The organism is Actinopolymorpha cephalotaxi (genome assembly GCF_013408535.1).
GTDB classification, from domain to species: domain Bacteria; phylum Actinomycetota; class Actinomycetes; order Propionibacteriales; family Actinopolymorphaceae; genus Actinopolymorpha; species Actinopolymorpha cephalotaxi.
Window position 1 is genome coordinate 4858874 of sequence record NZ_JACBZA010000001.1, and the last position, 17732, is coordinate 4876605.

At 71.7% G+C, this 17732-nt stretch carries 17 protein-coding genes and 1 pseudogene; 3 read left to right on the forward strand and 15 right to left on the reverse strand.

Going from position 1 to position 17732, the window contains the following annotated elements:
* Nucleotides 1-109 precede the first annotated feature (109 nt).
* The 9 genes and pseudogenes from nuoE to FHR37_RS21440 all read right to left on the reverse strand — a co-directional run.
* Nucleotides 110-778: pseudogene (gene nuoE, locus FHR37_RS21400) on the reverse strand (NADH-quinone oxidoreductase subunit NuoE); the annotation flags it as partial.
* 23 nt (nt 779-801) lie between these two features.
* A complete protein-coding gene (locus FHR37_RS21405; RefSeq protein ID WP_092882390.1) occupies nt 802-2163 on the reverse strand; it encodes an NADH-quinone oxidoreductase subunit D in 1362 nt (453 codons plus the stop codon).
* Nucleotides 2163-2909 carry an NADH-quinone oxidoreductase subunit C gene (locus FHR37_RS21410; protein WP_092882389.1) on the reverse strand — a complete coding sequence of 249 codons (747 nt, stop codon included), beginning with the start codon at nt 2907-2909 and terminating at the stop codon, nt 2163-2165. Before FHR37_RS21410 ends, FHR37_RS21405 begins: the two co-directional genes overlap by 1 nt.
* On the reverse strand, nt 2906-3460 hold the full coding sequence (locus FHR37_RS21415; RefSeq protein WP_092882388.1) for a NuoB/complex I 20 kDa subunit family protein: 555 nt from the start codon (nt 3458-3460) through the stop codon (nt 2906-2908). Before FHR37_RS21415 ends, FHR37_RS21410 begins: the two co-directional genes overlap by 4 nt.
* A 55-nt stretch (nt 3461-3515) precedes the next feature.
* The gene (locus FHR37_RS21420) at nt 3516-3875 is read right to left on the reverse strand and encodes an NADH-quinone oxidoreductase subunit A (protein WP_092882387.1); all 360 of its coding nucleotides are present in this window, start codon (nt 3873-3875) and stop codon (nt 3516-3518) included.
* Between the two features lie 146 nt (nt 3876-4021).
* Nucleotides 4022-5326, reverse strand: a complete 1305-nt coding sequence (locus tag FHR37_RS21425) for a geranylgeranyl reductase family protein (protein WP_092882386.1) — start codon at nt 5324-5326, stop codon at nt 4022-4024.
* 273 nt (nt 5327-5599) lie between these two features.
* Nucleotides 5600-5968: a DUF5615 family PIN-like protein gene (locus FHR37_RS21430; protein ID WP_092882385.1), complete on the reverse strand. Its 369-nt coding sequence runs from the start codon at nt 5966-5968 to the stop codon at nt 5600-5602.
* On the reverse strand, nt 5965-6192 hold the full coding sequence (locus FHR37_RS33245; protein WP_092882384.1) for a DUF433 domain-containing protein: 228 nt from the start codon (nt 6190-6192) through the stop codon (nt 5965-5967). Before FHR37_RS33245 ends, FHR37_RS21430 begins: the two co-directional genes overlap by 4 nt.
* A gap of 92 nt (nt 6193-6284) precedes the next feature.
* Nucleotides 6285-6977 (reverse strand): demethylmenaquinone methyltransferase, encoded by a 693-nt coding sequence (locus FHR37_RS21440; protein ID WP_092882383.1) that lies wholly within the window; start codon nt 6975-6977, stop codon nt 6285-6287.
* A gap of 63 nt (nt 6978-7040) precedes the next feature.
* Here FHR37_RS21440 and FHR37_RS21445 point away from each other — a divergent pair, with 63 nt between their 5' ends.
* The 3 genes from FHR37_RS21445 (at nt 7041) to FHR37_RS21455 (ending at nt 10074) form a co-directional block, all read left to right on the forward strand.
* Nucleotides 7041-8393: an isochorismate synthase gene (locus tag FHR37_RS21445; RefSeq protein WP_092882382.1), complete on the forward strand. Its 1353-nt coding sequence runs from the start codon at nt 7041-7043 to the stop codon at nt 8391-8393.
* 181 nt (nt 8394-8574) lie between these two features.
* A complete protein-coding gene (locus FHR37_RS21450; RefSeq protein WP_092882381.1) occupies nt 8575-9363 on the forward strand; it encodes a class I SAM-dependent methyltransferase in 789 nt (262 codons plus the stop codon).
* Between the two features lie 315 nt (nt 9364-9678).
* Nucleotides 9679-10074 carry a DUF1801 domain-containing protein gene (locus FHR37_RS21455; RefSeq protein ID WP_092882380.1) on the forward strand — a complete coding sequence of 132 codons (396 nt, stop codon included), beginning with the start codon at nt 9679-9681 and terminating at the stop codon, nt 10072-10074.
* A gap of 67 nt (nt 10075-10141) precedes the next feature.
* Here FHR37_RS21455 and trhA read toward each other — a convergent pair whose 3' ends face one another.
* The 6 genes from trhA to FHR37_RS21485 form a co-directional block, all read right to left on the reverse strand.
* Nucleotides 10142-10828, reverse strand: a complete 687-nt coding sequence (gene trhA, locus FHR37_RS21460) for a PAQR family membrane homeostasis protein TrhA (protein ID WP_092882379.1) — start codon at nt 10826-10828, stop codon at nt 10142-10144.
* A 75-nt stretch (nt 10829-10903) separates the two neighbouring features.
* Entirely contained in the window at nt 10904-12562 is a 1659-nt protein-coding gene (locus FHR37_RS21465) for an ABC-F family ATP-binding cassette domain-containing protein (RefSeq protein ID WP_237768668.1), read from the reverse strand.
* Between the two features lie 203 nt (nt 12563-12765).
* Nucleotides 12766-13947 (reverse strand): DUF2207 domain-containing protein, encoded by a 1182-nt coding sequence (locus FHR37_RS21470; protein ID WP_092882377.1) that lies wholly within the window; start codon nt 13945-13947, stop codon nt 12766-12768.
* 115 nt (nt 13948-14062) lie between these two features.
* Nucleotides 14063-14992 carry a GNAT family N-acetyltransferase gene (locus tag FHR37_RS33250; protein WP_092882376.1) on the reverse strand — a complete coding sequence of 310 codons (930 nt, stop codon included), beginning with the start codon at nt 14990-14992 and terminating at the stop codon, nt 14063-14065.
* Between the two features lie 7 nt (nt 14993-14999).
* Nucleotides 15000-16757 (reverse strand): 2-succinyl-5-enolpyruvyl-6-hydroxy-3-cyclohexene-1-carboxylic-acid synthase, encoded by a 1758-nt coding sequence (gene menD / locus FHR37_RS21480; protein ID WP_092882375.1) that lies wholly within the window; start codon nt 16755-16757, stop codon nt 15000-15002.
* Nucleotides 16754-17716, reverse strand: coding sequence for an o-succinylbenzoate synthase (locus tag FHR37_RS21485; RefSeq protein WP_092882374.1), 963 nt, complete (start codon nt 17714-17716; stop codon nt 16754-16756). Before FHR37_RS21485 ends, menD begins: the two co-directional genes overlap by 4 nt.
* Nucleotides 17717-17732: the final 16 nt, after the last annotated feature.

Consider the following 17732-nt stretch of genomic DNA (forward strand, 5'->3'; position numbering starts at 1 on the left):
TCTCGGGCGTCTCGGGCCGGTTGCCCGGGCCCTTGCCGCCGCCACCGACGCCGGCCTCGGCGGCCCGCGACTCGCTCTCGGCGCGGGTCGTGTCGGTCTCGGCGGCGGTCCGGGTCGCCTCTGCGGGAGTGGAACCCCGGGTGGTCAGGTCGGGTGCCGCCGTGGCGACGTTGCCGCCGGCGGTCCAGCCGCGCTCGTGCGCGAGGCGCAGACCGACCAGCGACGCCTCACCGGCCGAGGGACCCTCGTCCGCACGGCCGTCGGGGAAGCCGGCCAGCACCCGCTCGGCCTGCCGCCAGGTGCACACCCGCGCACCCCGGTCGGCCTCCACCTCGGTGCCGGCCCGCAGGTCGTCGACGAGCTTGCGGGCCCGGTCGGGGGTCATGTTGTCGAAGAACTCCCAGTTGACCATCACCACGGGGGCGAAGTCGCAGGCGGCGTTGCACTCGACGTGTTCGAGGGTGACCTTGCCGTCCTCGGTGGTCTCGTCGTTGCCGATCCCGAGGTGGTCCTTCAGCCCGGCCATGATCTGGTCGCCGCCCATCACCGCGCACAGCGTGTTGGTGCACACGCCGACGTGGTAGTCACCGACCGGGCGGCGCTTGTACATGGTGTAGAAGGTCGCCACCGCCGCGACCTCGGCCGCGGTGATGTCGAGCAGCTCGGCACACACCTCGATGCCGTCGGGGCTGACGAAGCCCTCCTCGCTCTGGACGAGGTGCAGCATCGGCAGCAGCGCCGAACGCGGCTGGGGGTAGCGCGCGATGATCTCCCGCATCTCCGCACGCGTCTTCTCGGTGATCAACGGTCCACTCCACCCATCACGGGGTCGATGCTCGCGACCGCGACGATGACGTCGGCCACCATGCTGCCCTCACACATGGCCGCCGCGGTCTGCAGGTTGACGAAGGACGGGTCCCGGAAGTGGGCCCGGAACGGGCGGGTTCCACCGTCGGACACCAGGTGACAGGCCAGCTCCCCGCGGGGGGACTCCACCGCGAAGTAGGCCTGGCCGGCCGGCACGCGGAAGCCCTCGGTCACCAGCTTGAAGTGGTGGATGAGCGCTTCCATCGACTCGCCCATGATGTGCTTGATGTGCTCGAGGGAGTTGCCCATGCCGTCGGAGCCGATCGCCAGCTGGCTGGGCCAGGCGATCTTCTTGTCGGCAATCATCACCGGGCCGGGCGTCTCCAGGCGTTCGACGCACTGCTCGACGATCTTCAGGCTCTCGTGCATCTCGTCCAGCCGGATGCGGAACCGGCCGTAGGAGTCGGAGGTGTCCCACGTCTTCACCTCGAAGTCGTAGGTCTCGTAACCCCAGTACGGCTGGGTCTTGCGCAGGTCCCACGGGTAGCCGGTCGCCCGCAGCACCGGACCGCTGGCGCCGAGCGCCATGCAGCCGGTGAGGTCGAGGTAGCCGTTGCCGGCCAGGCGGCCCTTGAAGATGGGGTTCTCGTTGCACAGCGCGGCGTACTCGGGCAGGTGCTTGCGCATCCACACGATGTAGTCGCGGATGGCGTCCAAGGCCCCGTCGGGGAGGTCCTGGGACACACCGCCGGGACGGATGTACGCGTGGTTCATCCGCAGGCCGGTGATCAGCTCGAACAGGTCGAGCGTCTTCTCCCGCTCGCGGAAGCCGATCGTCATCACCGTGAGGGCGCCGATCTCCATGCCGCCGGTGGCGATCGCCACCAGGTGGGAGGAGATCCGGTTGAGCTCCATCATCAGGACGCGGAGGACCTGGGCCCGCTCGGGGATGTCGTCCTCGATGCCGAGCAGCTTCTCGATCGCGCCGACGTAGGCGGCCTCGTTGTAGAACGGCGAGAGGTAGTCCATCCGGGTGCAGAACGTGACGCCCTGCGTCCACGTCCGGTATTCCATGTTCTTCTCGATACCGGTGTGGAGGTAGCCGATGCCGCACCGCATGTCCTTCACGGTCTCGCCGTCCAGCTCCAGGATCAGCCGGAGGACGCCGTGCGTGGACGGGTGCTGCGGGCCCATGTTGACCACGACGCGCTCGTCGTCGGCCTCGGCGGCGCCCTGCACCACGGAGTCCCAGTCCTGACCGGTGACGGTGAAGACCTGGCCCTCGGTGGTGTCCCGGCTGCCGGCGTAGGGGTCCTGCTGCTCGGAGTGCTGGGTGTGCTCTTGTTGCGTAGTCATCAGCTGTATGACCTCCGCTCGTCCGGAGGCGGAATGGTCGCGCCCTTGTACTCGACGGGAATGCCGCCCAACGGGTAATCCTTGCGCTGCGGGTGCCCCGGCCAGTCGTCGGGCATCTCGATCCGGGTCAGCCCCGGGTGCCCGTCGTAGACGATGCCGAAGAAGTCGTACGTCTCGCGCTCGTGCCAGTCGGCGGTGGGGTAGACGCCGACGACCGACGGAACGTGCGGGTCGGCGTCGGGGCAGCTCACCTCGAGCCGGATCCGGCGGTTGTGGGTCATGGAGAGCAGGTGGTAGACGGAGTGCAGCTCGCGCCCGGTGTCGCCCGGGTAGTGCACGCCGGAGACCCCGCTGCAGAACTCGTACCGCAGCGCGGGGTCGTCACGGAGGGTGCGTACGACGCTCAGCAGGTGCGTGCGCCGGACGTGGAACGTGATCTCGCCCCGGTCGACGACGACCTTCTCGATCGCCTCCTCGAACGCCGGGCCGCCATGGTCCGGCAGCGCGGAGTCCAGCCGCTCGGCCAGCTCGTCGAACCAGCCGCCGTAGGGCGGTGCGGTTCCGCCGGGCAGCGCGACCGTGCGCACCAGCCGGCCGTAGCCGGAGGTGTCACCGGTGCCGTGCGAACCGAACGAGCCGTGGCGTACGCCGATCACCTCCGGAGGTGTCGGCTCCCTGCGGCTCGGGAGGTTCTCCTGCGCGTCGTCGGGCTGCTGCCCGCCGGCAGGCCGTCGTTCGTCGCTCACCGAAGCAGCCCCTTCATCTGCGAGGTCGGCGCGGCCTCGAGGGCGAGGCTCTCGTGCTCCTCGAGCTCCTGCCGCTTGTGCACGCCGAGCTTCCCGGCCTGGATCTTCTCGTGCAGCTTGAGGATCGCGTCCAGCAGCATCTCCGGCCGCGGCGGGCAGCCGGGCAGGTAGATGTCGACCGGGACGACGTGGTCGACGCCCTGCACGATCGCGTAGTTGTTGAACATGCCGCCGCTGGAGGCGCACACGCCCATCGCCAGCACCCACTTGGGCTCGGGCATCTGGTCGTAGATCTGGCGCAGCACCGGGGCCATCTTCTGGCTCACCCGGCCGGCGACGATCATCAGGTCGGCCTGACGCGGGGAGGCACGGAAGACCTCCATGCCCCAGCGGGCGGTGTCGTAGCGGGGACCGCCGGTGGTCATCATCTCGATGGCACAGCAGGCCAGACCGAACGTCGCGGGCCACACCGACGCCTTGCGGAAGTAGCCCACGATGCCCTCGACCGTGGTCAGGGCGACCCCGGCGGGCAGCTTCTCTTCGATGCCCATGGCTCTCAGCTTCCTTCCGTACGACGACGGCGGCGGACCGGCCCGGTGACCTGGATCAGTCCCATTCCAGGCCTCCGCGGCGCCAGACGTACGCGTAGGCGACGAACACGGTCAGGATGAACAAGACCATCTCGACCAGGCCGAACATCGCCATCGAGTCGAAGGCGACCGCCCAGGGGTAGAGGAAGATGATCTCGATGTCGAAGACGATGAACAGCATCGCGGTGATGTAGTACTTCACCGGGAAGCGGCCACCACCGGCCGGCTGCGGGGTGGGTTCGATCCCACACTCGTACGACTCGACCTTGGCCCGGTTGTAGCGCTTCGGTCCCATGACGGAGCCGGCCACGGCGGAGACAACCGCGAAGCCGCCGCCGAGCAGAAGCAGAATGAGAATCGGCACATAGGGGTTCACGCCGACCTGCTCCCCTTTCTGGCTGTTGTCGTACCGGCCCCCGGGGTGGTCATCCTAGGACTCCCTCGCCCGGTGGGTTTCGGCCGGCCGTGCCGGTCGGCCGGCCGGATGTCTGGGTGGAACGTGGTGTGGAACTCGCATGATCACTACGCCGCCGGGGCGACCTTGCCGAGCGCGTTGATGAGCCGGTCCATGGCGTCACCTCCGCGCGGGTCGGTCAGGTTGGCGAGCAGTTTGATCGTGAAGCGCATCAGCACCGGGTGCGGCAGGCCGTGGCGGGTGGCGATCTTCATCACCTGTGGGTTTCCGATCGCCTTCACGAAGATCCGGCCCATTGTGTAGTAGCCGCCGTACCTCGCCGAAAGCGCCCGCGGATAACTCTCCAGCACCCGCTCGCGCTGCGCATCGTCGGGGCGGGCCAGGGCCTGGGCGACGACCTCGGCGGCCATCTCCCCCGACTCCATGGCGTAGGCGATCCCTTCGCCGTTGAAGGGGTTGACCATGCCGCCGGCGTCGCCGACGAGCATCAGTCCGGAAGCGTAGTGGGGCTTGCGGTTGAAGCCCATCGGGAGTGCCGCTCCGCGGATCGGGCCGACCTGGTGGTCGTCCACGAAACCCCACTCCGGCGGCACCGACGACAGCCAGGCCTTCAGCAGGCCGCGGTAGTCGGCGTTCTGGAAGCCGGTGGCGGTGTTGAGCATGCCCAGGCCGACGTTGCTGGTGCCGTCGCCCATGCCGAAGATCCAGCCGTAGCCGGGAAGCAGGTTGCTCTGGCCCGGCTTGCCGTCCCACAGCTCCAGCCAGGACTCCAGCCAGTCGTCGTCGTGCCGGGGGCTCTCGAAGTAGGTGCGGACGGCGACGCCCATCGGGCGGTTCTCGCGGCGCATCCGGCCGGTCGAGACCGACAGCCGGGAGGAGTTTCCGTCCGCCGCGATCACCACCGGCGCGCGGTAGGTGACCTCGGTCCCGGCGCCGCCGCCGGAGCCGGGCTCGCGGACCGGCTTCGCGGTCACGCCGACGACCCGGCCGGTGCGCTCGTCGGTGACGGGACCGGTGACGGTGGTGCGCTCGTGCAGGCGGGCGCCGGCCTTCTGGGCCTGGCGGGCGAGGGTCTCGTCGAAGTCGGTGCGCTTGCGGACCAGGCCGTGCGGGGGGTACTCCGCGAGGTCGGGCCAGGGCAGCTCCAGCCGCATGCCGCCGCCGTAGATGCGCAGGCCCTTGTTGTGCAGCCAGCCGGCCTCGGTCGAGGTGTCGATGCCCATCGCCACCAGGGACTTCACCGCGCGGGGAGTGAGGCCGTCGCCGCAGACCTTCTCGCGCGGGAACGCCGTCTTCTCCAGCATCAGGACGTCGAGTCCGGTGCGGGCGAGGTGGTAGGCGGTCGTAGCGCCCGCCGGACCGGCTCCGACGACGATGACGTCCGCGTCGTGATCAGCGCTGTTGCGGCTCATGGCCCTTGCCTGGGAAGAGAGATTCGGGACCTGATGCGGTGGTGCTGAGGTGTCTGCTGCGCGCACTTGTGAACACCTTCACGAGTCCGCGACGGTCACAGTCTACGAGGTTCCTCGCCATCCGCACGCAAGCCCCCATCCCCGGGTTGACCTGGGGATTTAAGCGACGTTTCGGTTGTCAAAAACCTGCTGGCCGGTGCCGGACAATCGCACCGCCGCTCACCTGCCCTTTCAGCCCGGCGGAGCCGGCCTTCAGCCCGGCGGGAGCCGCCCTCAGCCCAGCGGGAGCCGCCGCACCCGGATGCCGTGGGCCCCGAACGCCACGATCGCCCCCTGCCGCAGGTCGTGCGCGACGAGGTCCAGGTGGGCGAGGAAGTAGTCGGCGAGTACGGCCGCCGGAGCGACGCTGATCTCCCTGGTCAGCAGCACCGACGGGCCGTACGAGCGCTGGGCGGCCAGCAGCAGGCCGAAGTCGGTGAACGCGGAGACGACCACCCGCTGGTCGAAGCGGGCGTGCTCGAGCAGGTCGGCGTCCCCGGCGTCGTACAGGCCCACGTGGTCGACGTGCACCGCGTCGTGCCCGGCCGCCCGGAGGTGATCACACAGCCGGACGGAGATGTTCTTGTCGGCGAGGAACCTCACGCGAAGTCCCGCAGCGGCATCGTCGTCACGTCGCTGGCGGCCGCGGCGTACAGCAGCGCCTGCCGCAGGTCCTCCGCCTCGACGAAGGGGTACTCGTCCTGGATCTGCTCCAGCGTCCAGCCGGCCGCGACGAGGCGGATCAACTGCGCCACCGTGAACCGCAGTCCACGGATGCAGGGCCGGCCCTCCATCTTCCCGGGCTCGACCGTGATCCGGTCCCACACCTCGTCGCTCCTTCACCTGGTCAGCGCCGGCCGCGGCCGGAGTTCTGGGCTGATGTCGCAGGGGCACGCCCCGGGAAAGGGCGTACGGAACGTCAGGGGCGGTAGGCCCGGTGCAGGGCGACGATGCCGCCGCTGAGGTTGCGCCACTCGACCCGGTCCCACCCGGCGGCGGCGAACTCGGCGGCCAGGCCGGCCTGGTCGGGCCAGGCCCGGATCGACTCGGCGAGATAGACGTACGACTCGGGTTCGGACGCCACCCGTCGGGCGATTCCGGGCACCGCGCGCATGAGGTACTCCACGTACACCCGGCGGAACGGCTGCCACACCGGGTGGCTGAACTCACACACCACGACCCGCCCACCTGGCCGGGTGACGCGCAGCAGCTCGGCCAGCCCGGCCCGCGGGTCGACCAGGTTGCGCAGGCCGAAGGAGATGGTCACCGCGTCGAAGCTCTCGTCGGCGAACGGCAGCGCCAGCGCGTCCCCGCCGACGAACGGCAGCTCCGGCCGCAGCCGCTTCCCCCGGCCGAGCATTCCGACCGAGAAGTCGCAGGGGACGACGAACGCCCCGTCGCGTTCCATCGGCTCGCTGGAGGTGCCGGTGCCGGCCGCGAGGTCGAGCACGCGTTCGCCCATCCGCGGGTCGACCGCCTTCACCACCGCCCGCCGCCACCAGCGGTCCTGACCCAGTGACAGAAGGTCGTTGGTCAGGTCGTAACGCTCGGCGATCTCGTCGAACATCGCCGCCACTTCGGCCGGCTGCTTTGCCAGGGATGCACGTGCCACGTGTCCAACCTCTCACGGCCGCACCCGCGCCTTAACCTCGGCCGACACCTACTCTGGTGAGCCGTGACGGAATCATCGGCCATCCCCACGGACGAGTTCGCGGCCCCTGACGTGCCCCGGCTGGTCGTACGCACCACCGAGCTCGACCCCGACGTGCACGCCGGACTCGATCTCCTGCAGACCCTGCCCGCCGAGGAGGCGACCGCCTGGGTGCGGCGCGGCGAGGGCCTGGTCGGGCACGGCGAGGCGGCCCGGCTGGACGTCGCGGGCCCCGACCGGTTCGCGATCGCGGTGCGATGGTGGGACAAGCTGGCCGAGTCCGCCGCCGTACGGGACGAGATCGGCGAACCCGGCACCGGGCTGGTGGGGTTCGGCTCCTTCGCGTTCGCCGACGATCCGGGCCATTCGGCGCTGGTCGTACCCCGGGTGGTCCTCGGCCGCCGCGGCGACCGCCGCTGGCTCACCACCATCTCCGTCGAGCCCGCCCTGCCGACGGTGCCGTCGCTGCCCTCGCTGTTCGGCACCCCTCCCCCGCCGGAGCGCCCGCAGGGAGTGGTGTTCGCCGACGGGGCACTGACCGGCGCCCAGTGGGCGAGCGCGGTCGCCGATGCCGTACGCCGGATCGACGCCGGCGACCTGGACAAGGTGGTGCTTGCCCGCGACCTGCTCGCCGTCGCGGAGAAGCCGGTCGACTTCCGGTGGCCGCTGGCCAGGATCGCGCGGGACTACCCGGCCTGCTGGACCTACGCCGTGCGCGGCCTGATCGGCGCGACGCCGGAGATGCTGGTCCGGCTGGAGAACGGCCTGGTCACCTCGCGGGTGCTCGCCGGGACGATCCGCCGCACCAACGACGACGCGCGCGACCTGGCCCTGGCCGCCTCGCTGGCGCGGTCGAGCAAGGACCTGGAGGAGCACGAGTACGCCGTACGTTCGGTGGCCGACTCGCTGGCGCCGCACTGCACGAGCATGAACGTTCCGGAGTCGCCGTTCGTCCTCCACCTGCCCAACGTCATGCACCTCGCGACCGACCTGGCCGGGGTGCTTGCGGACGGCTCGAGCGCGCTGGAGCTCGCGGCGGCGCTGCACCCGTCCGCGGCGGTCTGCGGAACCCCCACCCCGGTCGCGCTCTCGCTGATCGCGGAGCTGGAGCACATGGACCGCGGGCGGTACGCCGGGCCCGTCGGCTGGGTGGACGCCGCCGGGAACGGCGAGTGGGGCATCGCGCTGCGGTGCGCGCAGGTGGACTCCGAGGACCCGCGCCGGCTGCGGCTGTACGCCGGGTGCGGGATCGTGGCCGACTCCGTACCCGAGTCCGAGCTCGCCGAGGCGCAGGCGAAGCTGGTGCCCGTACGCGACGCGCTCACCCCGGACCCCAACGACACGTCGGCTTCCGCGCCGGCCCTCGACCAGCCGTAGGTGTACGGGCCCGGGCGCGGCGTCTCGGCCTTTCTCCGCGAGACAGACCCCTTTTCAAGGGCAGTGGCTTGTCCTCGGACAGGGCCGATTTCGTCGGGCTCGTACCCTGCAGTCGTGGTGGTCGGCGGCACCGAACCGTCAGCGCCGTAGGCGTCCGCTTGGCTGGAGCAGGGAGTTGAACGTGCAGGACATTGTCGACCCGGCTGCCCACAATCGGGCGGCCTGGGACAAGTACGTCCAAGAGGGCAACGAGTGGTCGACGCCGGTGAGCGCCGAGGCTGTCGAGCGCGCCCGCACGGGCGACTGGTCGATCGTTCTCATCGGGCATGAGCCGGTCGACCGCTCCTGGCTGCCGGCGGACCTGACCGGCAAGGACGTGTTGTGCCTTGCCTCCGGCGGTGGCCAGCAGGGTCCGATCCTCGCCGCCGCAGGGGCGCGCGTCACGGTGTTCGACAACTCACCCGGCCAGCTCGGCCAGGACCAGCTGGTGGCGGCGCGCGACGGACTCGAGCTGCGCACCGTCCTGGGCGACATGCGCTACCTCAGCGCCTTCGGCGACGCAACGTTCGACGTCGTGTTCCATCCGGTCTCCAACCTGTTCGTACCAGACCTGGCACCGGTGTGGCGTGAGTGCTTCCGCGTCCTGCGACCGGGCGGAACTCTGCTCGCGGGCTTCCTCAACCCTGATGTGTACCTGTTCGACCACGAGGTGCTCGACGAGCGCGGCGAGCTGATCGTGGTGCACAAGCTGCCCTACAGCGATGTCACGCAGTACTCCGCCGAGGAACGCGCCGCGAAGTTCGGCGCGGATGCCCCTCTCGAGTACAGCCACACCCTCACCGACCAGATCGGCGGGCAACTCGCGGCCGGGTTCGTCCTCACCGGCTTCGCGGAAGCGCCGCACCACTCCGACGCATCCGCTCAATACCTGTCGGCCTACTTCGCGACGCGGGCTGTCAAGCCGGGCTGACCCGGTCCGGCAGGCCGACGCCCACCAGCACACCGCCCCCGGTCCGCGAAGGGGCGCATCGAGTTCGCGAAGAGCAACGGGAAGTGGCTCGTCCGGTCGCAGACTTTCGACGACTGAGCGATTCTTCCGCGGAAGAATCGCGTCCCGCACGGGCCCGGGAAACCCAAACGCCGCGAGCTGGGAAGACTTACAGGGCCTAGAGCACCCAAGAGTCTTCCCAGCTCGCCATGTGCGTGAGTGACTCGGCTCCTCAGCCCGCAGCGAGGCCGTCGCGAGTGCGCCGTCAGGGCGGGTGCCCGAAGATACGATCCCGCCATGAGCAAGCCGAAGACCGTTCCGACCGCGAGCGACGTGGGCGACTACCTGGCCGGCATCGCCGACGACGGCCGGCGCCGGGACGCGGCGGCACTGTGCGACCTGATGCGAAGCGCAACGGGCGAACCACCGGTGATGTGGGGACCGAGCATCGTCGGGTTCGGCCGGTACCACTACAGGTACGAGTCCGGGCGCGAGGGCGACAGCCTGCGCGTGGGGTTCTCGGCCCGCAAGCAGGCACCGGCGGTGTACGGAATCGACCCTGAAGATCCGGCGACAGAGCAGCTCGGCAAACACAAGACCGGCAAGGGCTGCCTGTACGTCAAAACACCGGCGGACGTGGACACCAGGGTCCTGTCCGACCTGGTGAGAGATGCCTACGCCAGGATGGCCTGACGTCTCGCGAAAACTCCCGGTCGCGACCGGGAGGGTCGGCGGCAGCGAGCGACCGTACGCCAAACCCTCAGGAGTACACGGTCAGTGACACACCGACGTAGTGGGCGATGAACGCCAGCACCGTGAAGGCGTGGAAGACCTCGTGGAACCCGAACCAGCGCGGCGACGGGTTCGGCCTCTTGGTGGCGTACACGATCGCGCCCGCGGAGTAGAGCAGCCCGCCGGTGAGGATCATCGCGAAGACCACGCCCCGCCCGTGGTCGAAGAAGTCCGGCAGCCAGAACGCCGCCGCCCAGCCGACCGCGATGTACACCGGGACGTACAGCCAGCGCGGTGCGCCCAGCCACAGCACCCGGAACGCCACCCCGAGCAGGGCGCCGCCCCACACGATGGCGAGCAGCACCTTCGCGTTCTGCTTGTCCAGCAACAGCAGGGTGAACGGCGTGTAGGTGCCGGCGATGATCAGGAAGATGTTGGCGTGGTCCAGCCGGCGCAGCACTCCCGCCGCGCGCGGCGACCAGTGCCCGCGGTGATAGAGCGCGCTCACCCCGAACAGCAGGCTGGCCGTGAGGGCGAAGATCCCGGTCGCGATCTTGGCCTCGGTGCTCGGCGCCAGGACGACGATGACGATGCCCGCCACCACCGACAGCGGGAAGGTCCCGGCATGCAGCCAGCCCCGCAACTTCGGCTTGACGGTCTGGGCGACGTCGTGGACTGCCTCCTGCACGGAGCTTCCGAGGTCTGGAGCGTGCATGGGCCCTCCACGGTGCGGATCCGATGGTGGATCAAGTCCGGTCCAAATGCTACGGGTGAGTAACCAACTCTAGTCTTACGGGCATTCGACGCTGATGTGCCCGTCCAGCACATGAACTATGTGCGTCGGGTGGACGGCTTCGACCAGCTTCCGGTCGTGGCTGGCGAGCACGAGCGTACCGTCGTAGTCCGCGAGCGCCTGTTCGAGCTGTTCGACCGCCGGCAGGTCGAGGTGGTTGGTCGGCTCGTCCAGCACCAGCAGGTTGGCCTGCCGCGCGACGAGGAGTGCCAGGTCAGCGCGGGTCCGCTCCCCGGGCGAGAGCGACCCGGTCTGCCGTACGACGTCGTCCGCGCCGAGTCCGAACTTCGCCAGCAGGGTCCGCGCCTCGGTCTCGTCCTGCCCGGACGACTGCCGGAAGGCGTCCAGCAGCACGACGTCGGCGGCCACACCCCGGCGCACCTGGTCGATCTGGCCGAGCACCACGCCGTGCCCGATCCACCGCTCCCCCGCCGTCGGCTCCAACTGGCCGAGCAGCACCGAGATCAGGCTGGACTTGCCGGCGCCGTTCGGCCCGACCACCACCATCCGGTCGGCGTAGCGCAGGTCGAGGTCGACCGGCCCCAGCCGGAACGCCCCCCGTTCCACCACCACTCCGGCGAGCCCGGCGACCCGCGCGCCGCTGCGGGACCCCTGGTCCAGCTTCAGCCGCAGCTCCCACGGAGTGCGCGGCTCCTCGACCTCGGCCAGCCGGTCGGCCGCCCGCTGCGCGCGGGCCGCGCCGGCGCCGGTGCCCTGGGCCTTCTGGATGTGGAAGTGCCGGACGAACTTGTCGTTGTCGGCGGGCTTGCGGGCCGACCGCTGGGCACCCGAACGGGCCCATTCCTGTTTGCGTTTCGCCTGTTCCAGCAGGGCGTCCCGCTGGGAGGAGTAGGTGTCGTACGCCTCCTGCGCGGCGGCGTGAGCGCGCTCGCGTTCGGCCAGGTAGGAGCCGAACCCGCCACCGTACGTGCGACCCAGCCGGGCGAACTCGTCGATCTCCAGTACGTCGGTCGCCACCCGCTCCAGGAACGTGCGGTCGTGGGAGACCACCACCAGCGCACCGGACCGGCCGGTGAGGAACTCCTCCAGCCTGGCCAGCCCGGCGAGGTCGAGGTCGTTGGTGGGTTCGTCGAGCAGGAGTACGTCGAATTTCGCCAGCAGCACCGACGCCAGCGCCAGCCGGGCGAGCTGCCCGCCCGACAGGGACAGCACCGGGTCGCCGAGCCGCTCCGGCGGCAGGCCCAGGTCGGCGAGGACGGCGGGCGCGCGGGTGTCGAGGTCCGCGGCGCCGAGGGCGAGGTAGCGGTCCAGGGCGAGCGCGTACCGGTCGTCCGCACCCTTCGCGCCCTCGGCCAGCGCCGTGGTCGCGCCGGTGAGCTCGGCCTCGGCCGCGGTGACGCCGGTGCGCCGCCCGAGGTAGCCGGCGAGCGTCTCACCCGCGCGGGCGTCCCGCTCCTGCGGCAGCAGCCCGACGGTGGCCGCGGCGGGCTGGCGTTCGACCGACCCCTGGTCGGGGGCGAGTGCGCCGAGCATCACCTGCAGCAGCGTGGTCTTGCCGACGCCGTTGGGCCCGACGACGGCGTACCGGTCACCGGGCGTGACGGTGGCGGAGATGCCCCCGAGAACGAGCTGGGGACCGAGGTGAAGCGCAACGTCGCGAACGACGAGGGTGGACATAGCCGACACGGCGGACATGGCTGCTCCGGGGGCGACGTGGCCAGAGATCTGGCCGGCATGGTGCGCGGCTGTTCAGCAGGGCTGTTCAGCAGAAAGCGCGCGCGAGGGCCGAACGTCGGCGGACTCCCGGGTGGAACGAAGGCGTTCCACTCAACGGACGAAGCCCGCGGATCAGCTGCGCATCGGTCGGATCACTCCCGGATCGAGGGGACGGGCCAACCCTACCCGGGCGGGGCAACCGGTTTGGGTGCGCGTGGTTCCGGGTCCGTCCGGCTCGGTCGGCTCGTCCGGCTCGGTCGGCTCGGCTCGTGGGAGGGCAGGGTCAGGCTCATCACGGCCAGGGCTGCGCCGAGGCAGACCACCGGCAGCGCCCACCACACCAGGTCGTACCCCGCCAGGAAGTACGCCAGGACCAGCCCGCCGATCGCGACCAGGGCGCCGATGTCACGCACCGCCGGCCTCGGCAGGCGCGGCCGGCGGGCGAGGAGTACCAGGCCCACGACCACCGCCGCCATCAACAGCGCTGCAACCGCCCACACGACACCGGCGGGCAGGCCGGCCGTCGCGCCGGGGCCGGCGAGATTGCTGCGCATCGTCGCCCTCACGCCCGGCAGGATCGCGGTGGCGTTCTCGGCGTGCACCCCGGGGAGTGCGGTGTAGGTGGTCACCGGGCTCCTGCCCGGCAGGTCGGCGGCGGTGAAGGTGACCGTCGAACCGCTGACCCTGGCCCTGCACGGCGTGGTGTTGTCGCCGACGGTGCAGGACGCCCGGGCCGGCTCCTGCGGCGCGGTCAGCGTCAGCCGCATCCGGTCGATCGGCTCCTCGTGGGAGCTGATCGCGTTCCACCACATCTCCGCGCTGCGGGGGACGTTGGTGCCGCGCAGCTGGGGATTCGGTGCGGTGACCAGTCCGCGCAGGACGTAGCTGACCTCGTAGCTGTGCCGCCCGGCCGGCGTGGTGCCGTCCGGTCCGATCCACACGGAGTACCACCAGGCCTGATGGTCGTGGTACGTACGCACCGGACGGCCGTCCATGCGTACCGCCAGGTCCTGCACCGACACCACCTGGCCGGTCGCCTGGTCGCGGGCGTCCGCGCTGTCGCCGGCGGAGGTGAACCGGATCGGCACCGCCCAGTTCAGCGGCGTGGCCCGGGCTGCCGCCAGGTCGTAGGTGAACCGTTCACGGACGGTGACCGACCCGTCGGTGCCGACCCGTGCGGTGAGGTCGTACGCCGGGATGCGGTCGCCCTCGGTGGCGTCGGCTGCCTTGGCGGTCCCGGCTGCGGCCGCGTGGGCGGGCGCCGGATGGGCCGGGCCGAGGGCGGCCAGCACCAGCCCCGCGAGGAGCGGAGCCAGGAGGAGTACGACCGGGAACCGGGTCCGGCCGCCGTACGCCGTCGTCATGACGGGTCAGCCTGCCAGCACACGCTGAGCCATCGCACCGTGCGCCCACAGTCGCGCCCCGCACCGGGTGGCCGCACACCGGTCGCCCTCACACCGGTCTCCCTCGCGCGGAGCCTCACCGGGCTGCCGGTTCGAAGCGGTACGCCGTGACGTCGCGCACCGGCCGGTAGCCGACCGCGGCGTAGATCTTGTTCGACGTCGGGTTGGCCAGGTCGGTGAACAGCGCGCACGTCCTGGCGCCGGCAGCCAGCTCGTGCCGGCTCACCGCGGCGACCAGCGCGCTGGCGTACCCACGACCGCGCCGGTCGCGAGGGGTGTAGACGGGGCCGATCCGGACGACGCCGTGCACCGGCGTGGTGACGCCGAGGTGCGACACCGCTCCGTCGTGGTCCCACACCCACGAACGCCGTTCGGCCAGCCGCAGGTCGACCGCCTCGGTCACGCGGTGGCGCTCCACCTCGGTCAGCGCGTTCACCGGCCGTCCGGCGGCGTCGGCGGCATCCGCCTCGAAGGCGAGGCACCAGGCCAGCAGCGTGTCCCGGTCGGCGGTGGTGGCCGGCCTCGCCTCGCCCGGAACCGCCGCCGCCGGCGGTGTCACCGCGTCCAGTGCGTGCAGGCGTTCGGCCATCTCCGGCACGGCCGTCGCACCGGTGAGGTGTTCCCAGGTGCGAACGAAGTCGGCGACGTACGGATGCGTGCCGACCACGCCGGCCGCGTCCGGGCAGGCGCCGGCCAGGAGTTTCGCGGCGAGTTCGGCGGCCGGGCCGGACTCCGCGGACAGCCACACCCGCTGCGGTGGGGTCCGCATGGCGACGGCCGCCACCTCACCGCCCGCACCGCCACCGTCGCCACGCTCGTCGGCGCCACGCTCGTCGTCGTCGGTTCGCACCGTGAGGTACGTCGCCGGCGCGGGGTCGATGATCACTCCGGCCGCCCGGCCGGTGACGTTGGTGACCAGCACGTTGTTGACCACCGGATCGGCCGCGAGGAAGTCCGCGGCCGAGGTCAGGAAGGTGGCTGGGTCGTCGGTGAGTTCGCCGTGCACCGGCCGATCATCCCACCGAAACCGCCTCGCGTACCCGGGCGTGCAGGTCCCGGGTCCGCGTCCGGTCGACCGGGACCTCGACCACCCGCAGGCCGCGCGACCGGGACAGCGCGCCCCGCAGTTCCTCCCGCGTCGTGGCCCGGACGAAGGGCGTGTGGGTGGCCGCGACGAGGGAGCCGAGGTCGACGCCGTGCGGCGTACCGAAGATCCGCTCGAACGCGTCGGCGTGGTCGGGCCCGCCCTGTTCGAGGGTGCAGAAGATGCCGCCGCCGTCGTCGTTGACGACCACGATCGTGAGGTCGGGCCGGGCTTCGTACGGGCCGCGGACGAGCGCGTTCGCGTCGTGCAGGAACGTGAGGTCGCCGACCAGTGCGTACGCCGGACCGGACCGGTGCACCAGCGCCGCCCCGATCGCGGTGGACAGGGTGCCGTCGATGCCGGCCAGGCCGCGGTTGCTCAGCACCCGCCGGTGGTCGCGCGGGTCGATCCGGCCGGACTCGTCGACCAGCCGGTTGCTCCACGGCGCGCCGGCGAGGTCGAGGTCGCGGATCGGGTTGGAGGACCCGGCCACCAGCAGGCCTCCGCCCGGCAGGACGCCGGCGACCTCGCAGGCGACGTGCAGCCCGGTGAACCCGGGCTCAGCTGCCAGGACATCGTCGACGGCGGCACGAGCGGCCCGGTCCGCGGCCAGCCAGGCGGCCAGCCACTCGTCCGGCTCGCGCCGGCCGGCGCCCTCTACCGTGCCGTCCAGCGCCGCGGTCGTGGTGACGCGGTACGCCTGGTGACCGGCGTCGGGCCAGGACGGCCGTCGGGACACCACGACCACCTCGACGTCCGGGCGGGCCAGCAGCCGGGTCACCGGACGGGACAGGGTGGGCCAGCCGTGCACGACCACGCGTTCGATGCCGGCCTCGAGGTCGGGCCGGGTGTCCAGCAGCAGGCGGTAGGGGCCGAGCGCGTTCGGGCCGGACCGCGCGCCGCTGGAGGGCTCGGCGAGCAGCGGCCAGCCGGCCGTCTCGGCCAGCCAGCGGGCCTGCGCGTCGGCGCCGTCGCCGGCGACCACCACCGTGCGCGGCCCCTCCTCCAGCCAGGCGACATGGTCGGTGGACAGCCGCTCGATCCGGGTCCACCGGGCGTTCCCGGACCGACCGGAGAGGGACTCCGGCCAGACGTCGCGCAGGCGGGGATCGTCGAGGTCCACCGGGTCGGCCGGGTCGGGCACCAGCGGGTCGCGGAACGCGAGATTGAGGTGCACCGGGCCGGGGTTGCGGTCGCGGAACCCGCGGGCCACCGAGGTCGCACGGCCGACGAGCTCGCGCCAGTAGGCGTTCTGGCCGGGCCGGGCCTCGGGTACGCCGACCTCGTGGAAGAGCCGCACCGCGTCGCCGTACAGCTTGATCTGGTCCGTCGTCTGGCTGGCGCCCACGCCGCGCAGGTCCGGCGGCCGGTCGGCGGTGAGCACCAGCAGGGCCACGCCCGCGTGGTGGGCCTCGAGCACCGCCGGGTGCAGGTTGGCCGCGGCGGTGCCGGACGTGCACACCACCGGGACCGGGCGGCGGCCGGCCTTGGCCAGGCCGAGCGCGAGGAACCCGGCGGTCCGCTCGTCGACGCGTACGTGCAGCCGGATCCGGCCCTGGGCGTCGGCGGCGTGCAGGGCGAACGCGAGCGCGGCGTTGCGCGATCCGGGCGCGAGCACCGCCTCGCGTACGCCACACCGCCACAGCTCGTCGACGATCACCCGGGCCAGTGCGGTGGACGGGTTCACGCCAGGCCCTCCACCCGGTCCAGGCGCTCCAGCCAGCGCTGCCGGGTCGCCTCGTCGGCGGCCGCCGCTGCCAGCCGGGCGGGTTCGGGTTCGGGGCGTACGACGGGCAACGCGCCGTCCACGGGGACGAGCGGGTCGGCCACCACGTCGGCGGTCAGCATCGAGACGGTGGCCAGGCCGCAGGCGTACGGCAGCTCCGGCAGAGCGGCGGCCAGTGCGACCCCGGCAGCGATCCCGACCGAGGTCTCCAGCGCGCTCGACACCACCACCGGGAGGCCGATCTGCTCGGCGATCCGCAGCGAGGCGAGCACCCCGCCGAGCGGCTGGGCCTTCAACACGGCGATGTCGGCGGCCTCGTGCCGGACCACGCGGTAGGGGTCGGCCGCCTGCCGGATCGACTCGTCGGCGGCGATGGGCACCTCGACCCGGCGGCGTACCTGGGCGAGCTCCTCGACCGTGGCGCAGGGCTGCTCGGCGTACTCCAGACCGCCGGCGGCCTTGTCCAGCCAGCTGATCATCCGGACCGCGGTGTCGACGTCCCAGCCGCCGTTGGCGTCCACCCGGATCCGGCCGTCGGGGCCGAGGGCGTCGCGGACCGCCTCCACCCGTGCCAGGTCGTCGGACTCGGGTTGGCCGGGTTCGGCGACCTTCACCTTGGCGGTACGGCAGCCGGCGCCGCGGCACACCACCGCGTGCGCCTGCTCGGGGCCGACGGCGGGGACGGTGCAGTTGACCGGGATCGCGTCGCGGACGGGGGTGGGCCACACGTCGTAGGCGGCCTCGCGGGCCGCGCGCAGCCAGGGGACGCAGGTGGCGTCGTCGTAGTCGAGGAACGGGCTGAACTCCGCCCAGCCGGCCGGGCCGCGAACCAGGATCCCCTCGCGGACGGTGATGCGGCGGAAGCGGTTGCGCATGGCCACCGCGAAGACGTGGAGATCGCCGTCCGCCCGGATGATCATGGCCGCATCCTCCGTC

Coding starts and splice junctions, on each gene's coding strand:
- FHR37_RS21425 (WP_092882386.1), bottom strand. CDS start 5,326: ATGAGCCGCAACAGCGCTGATCACGACGCGGACGTCATCGTCGTCGGA.
- FHR37_RS21405 (WP_092882390.1), bottom strand. CDS start 2,163: ATGACTACGCAACAAGAGCACACCCAGCACTCCGAGCAGCAGGACCCC.
- trhA (WP_092882379.1), bottom strand. CDS start 10,828: ATGCACGCTCCAGACCTCGGAAGCTCCGTGCAGGAGGCAGTCCACGAC.
- FHR37_RS21470 (WP_092882377.1), bottom strand. CDS start 13,947: ATGACGACGGCGTACGGCGGCCGGACCCGGTTCCCGGTCGTACTCCTC.
- FHR37_RS21415 (WP_092882388.1), bottom strand. CDS start 3,460: ATGGGCATCGAAGAGAAGCTGCCCGCCGGGGTCGCCCTGACCACGGTC.
- FHR37_RS21455 (WP_092882380.1), top strand. CDS start 9,679: ATGAGCAAGCCGAAGACCGTTCCGACCGCGAGCGACGTGGGCGACTAC.
- FHR37_RS21465 (WP_237768668.1), bottom strand. CDS start 12,562: ATGTCCGCCGTGTCGGCTATGTCCACCCTCGTCGTTCGCGACGTTGCG.
- FHR37_RS21485 (WP_092882374.1), bottom strand. CDS start 17,716: ATGATCATCCGGGCGGACGGCGATCTCCACGTCTTCGCGGTGGCCATG.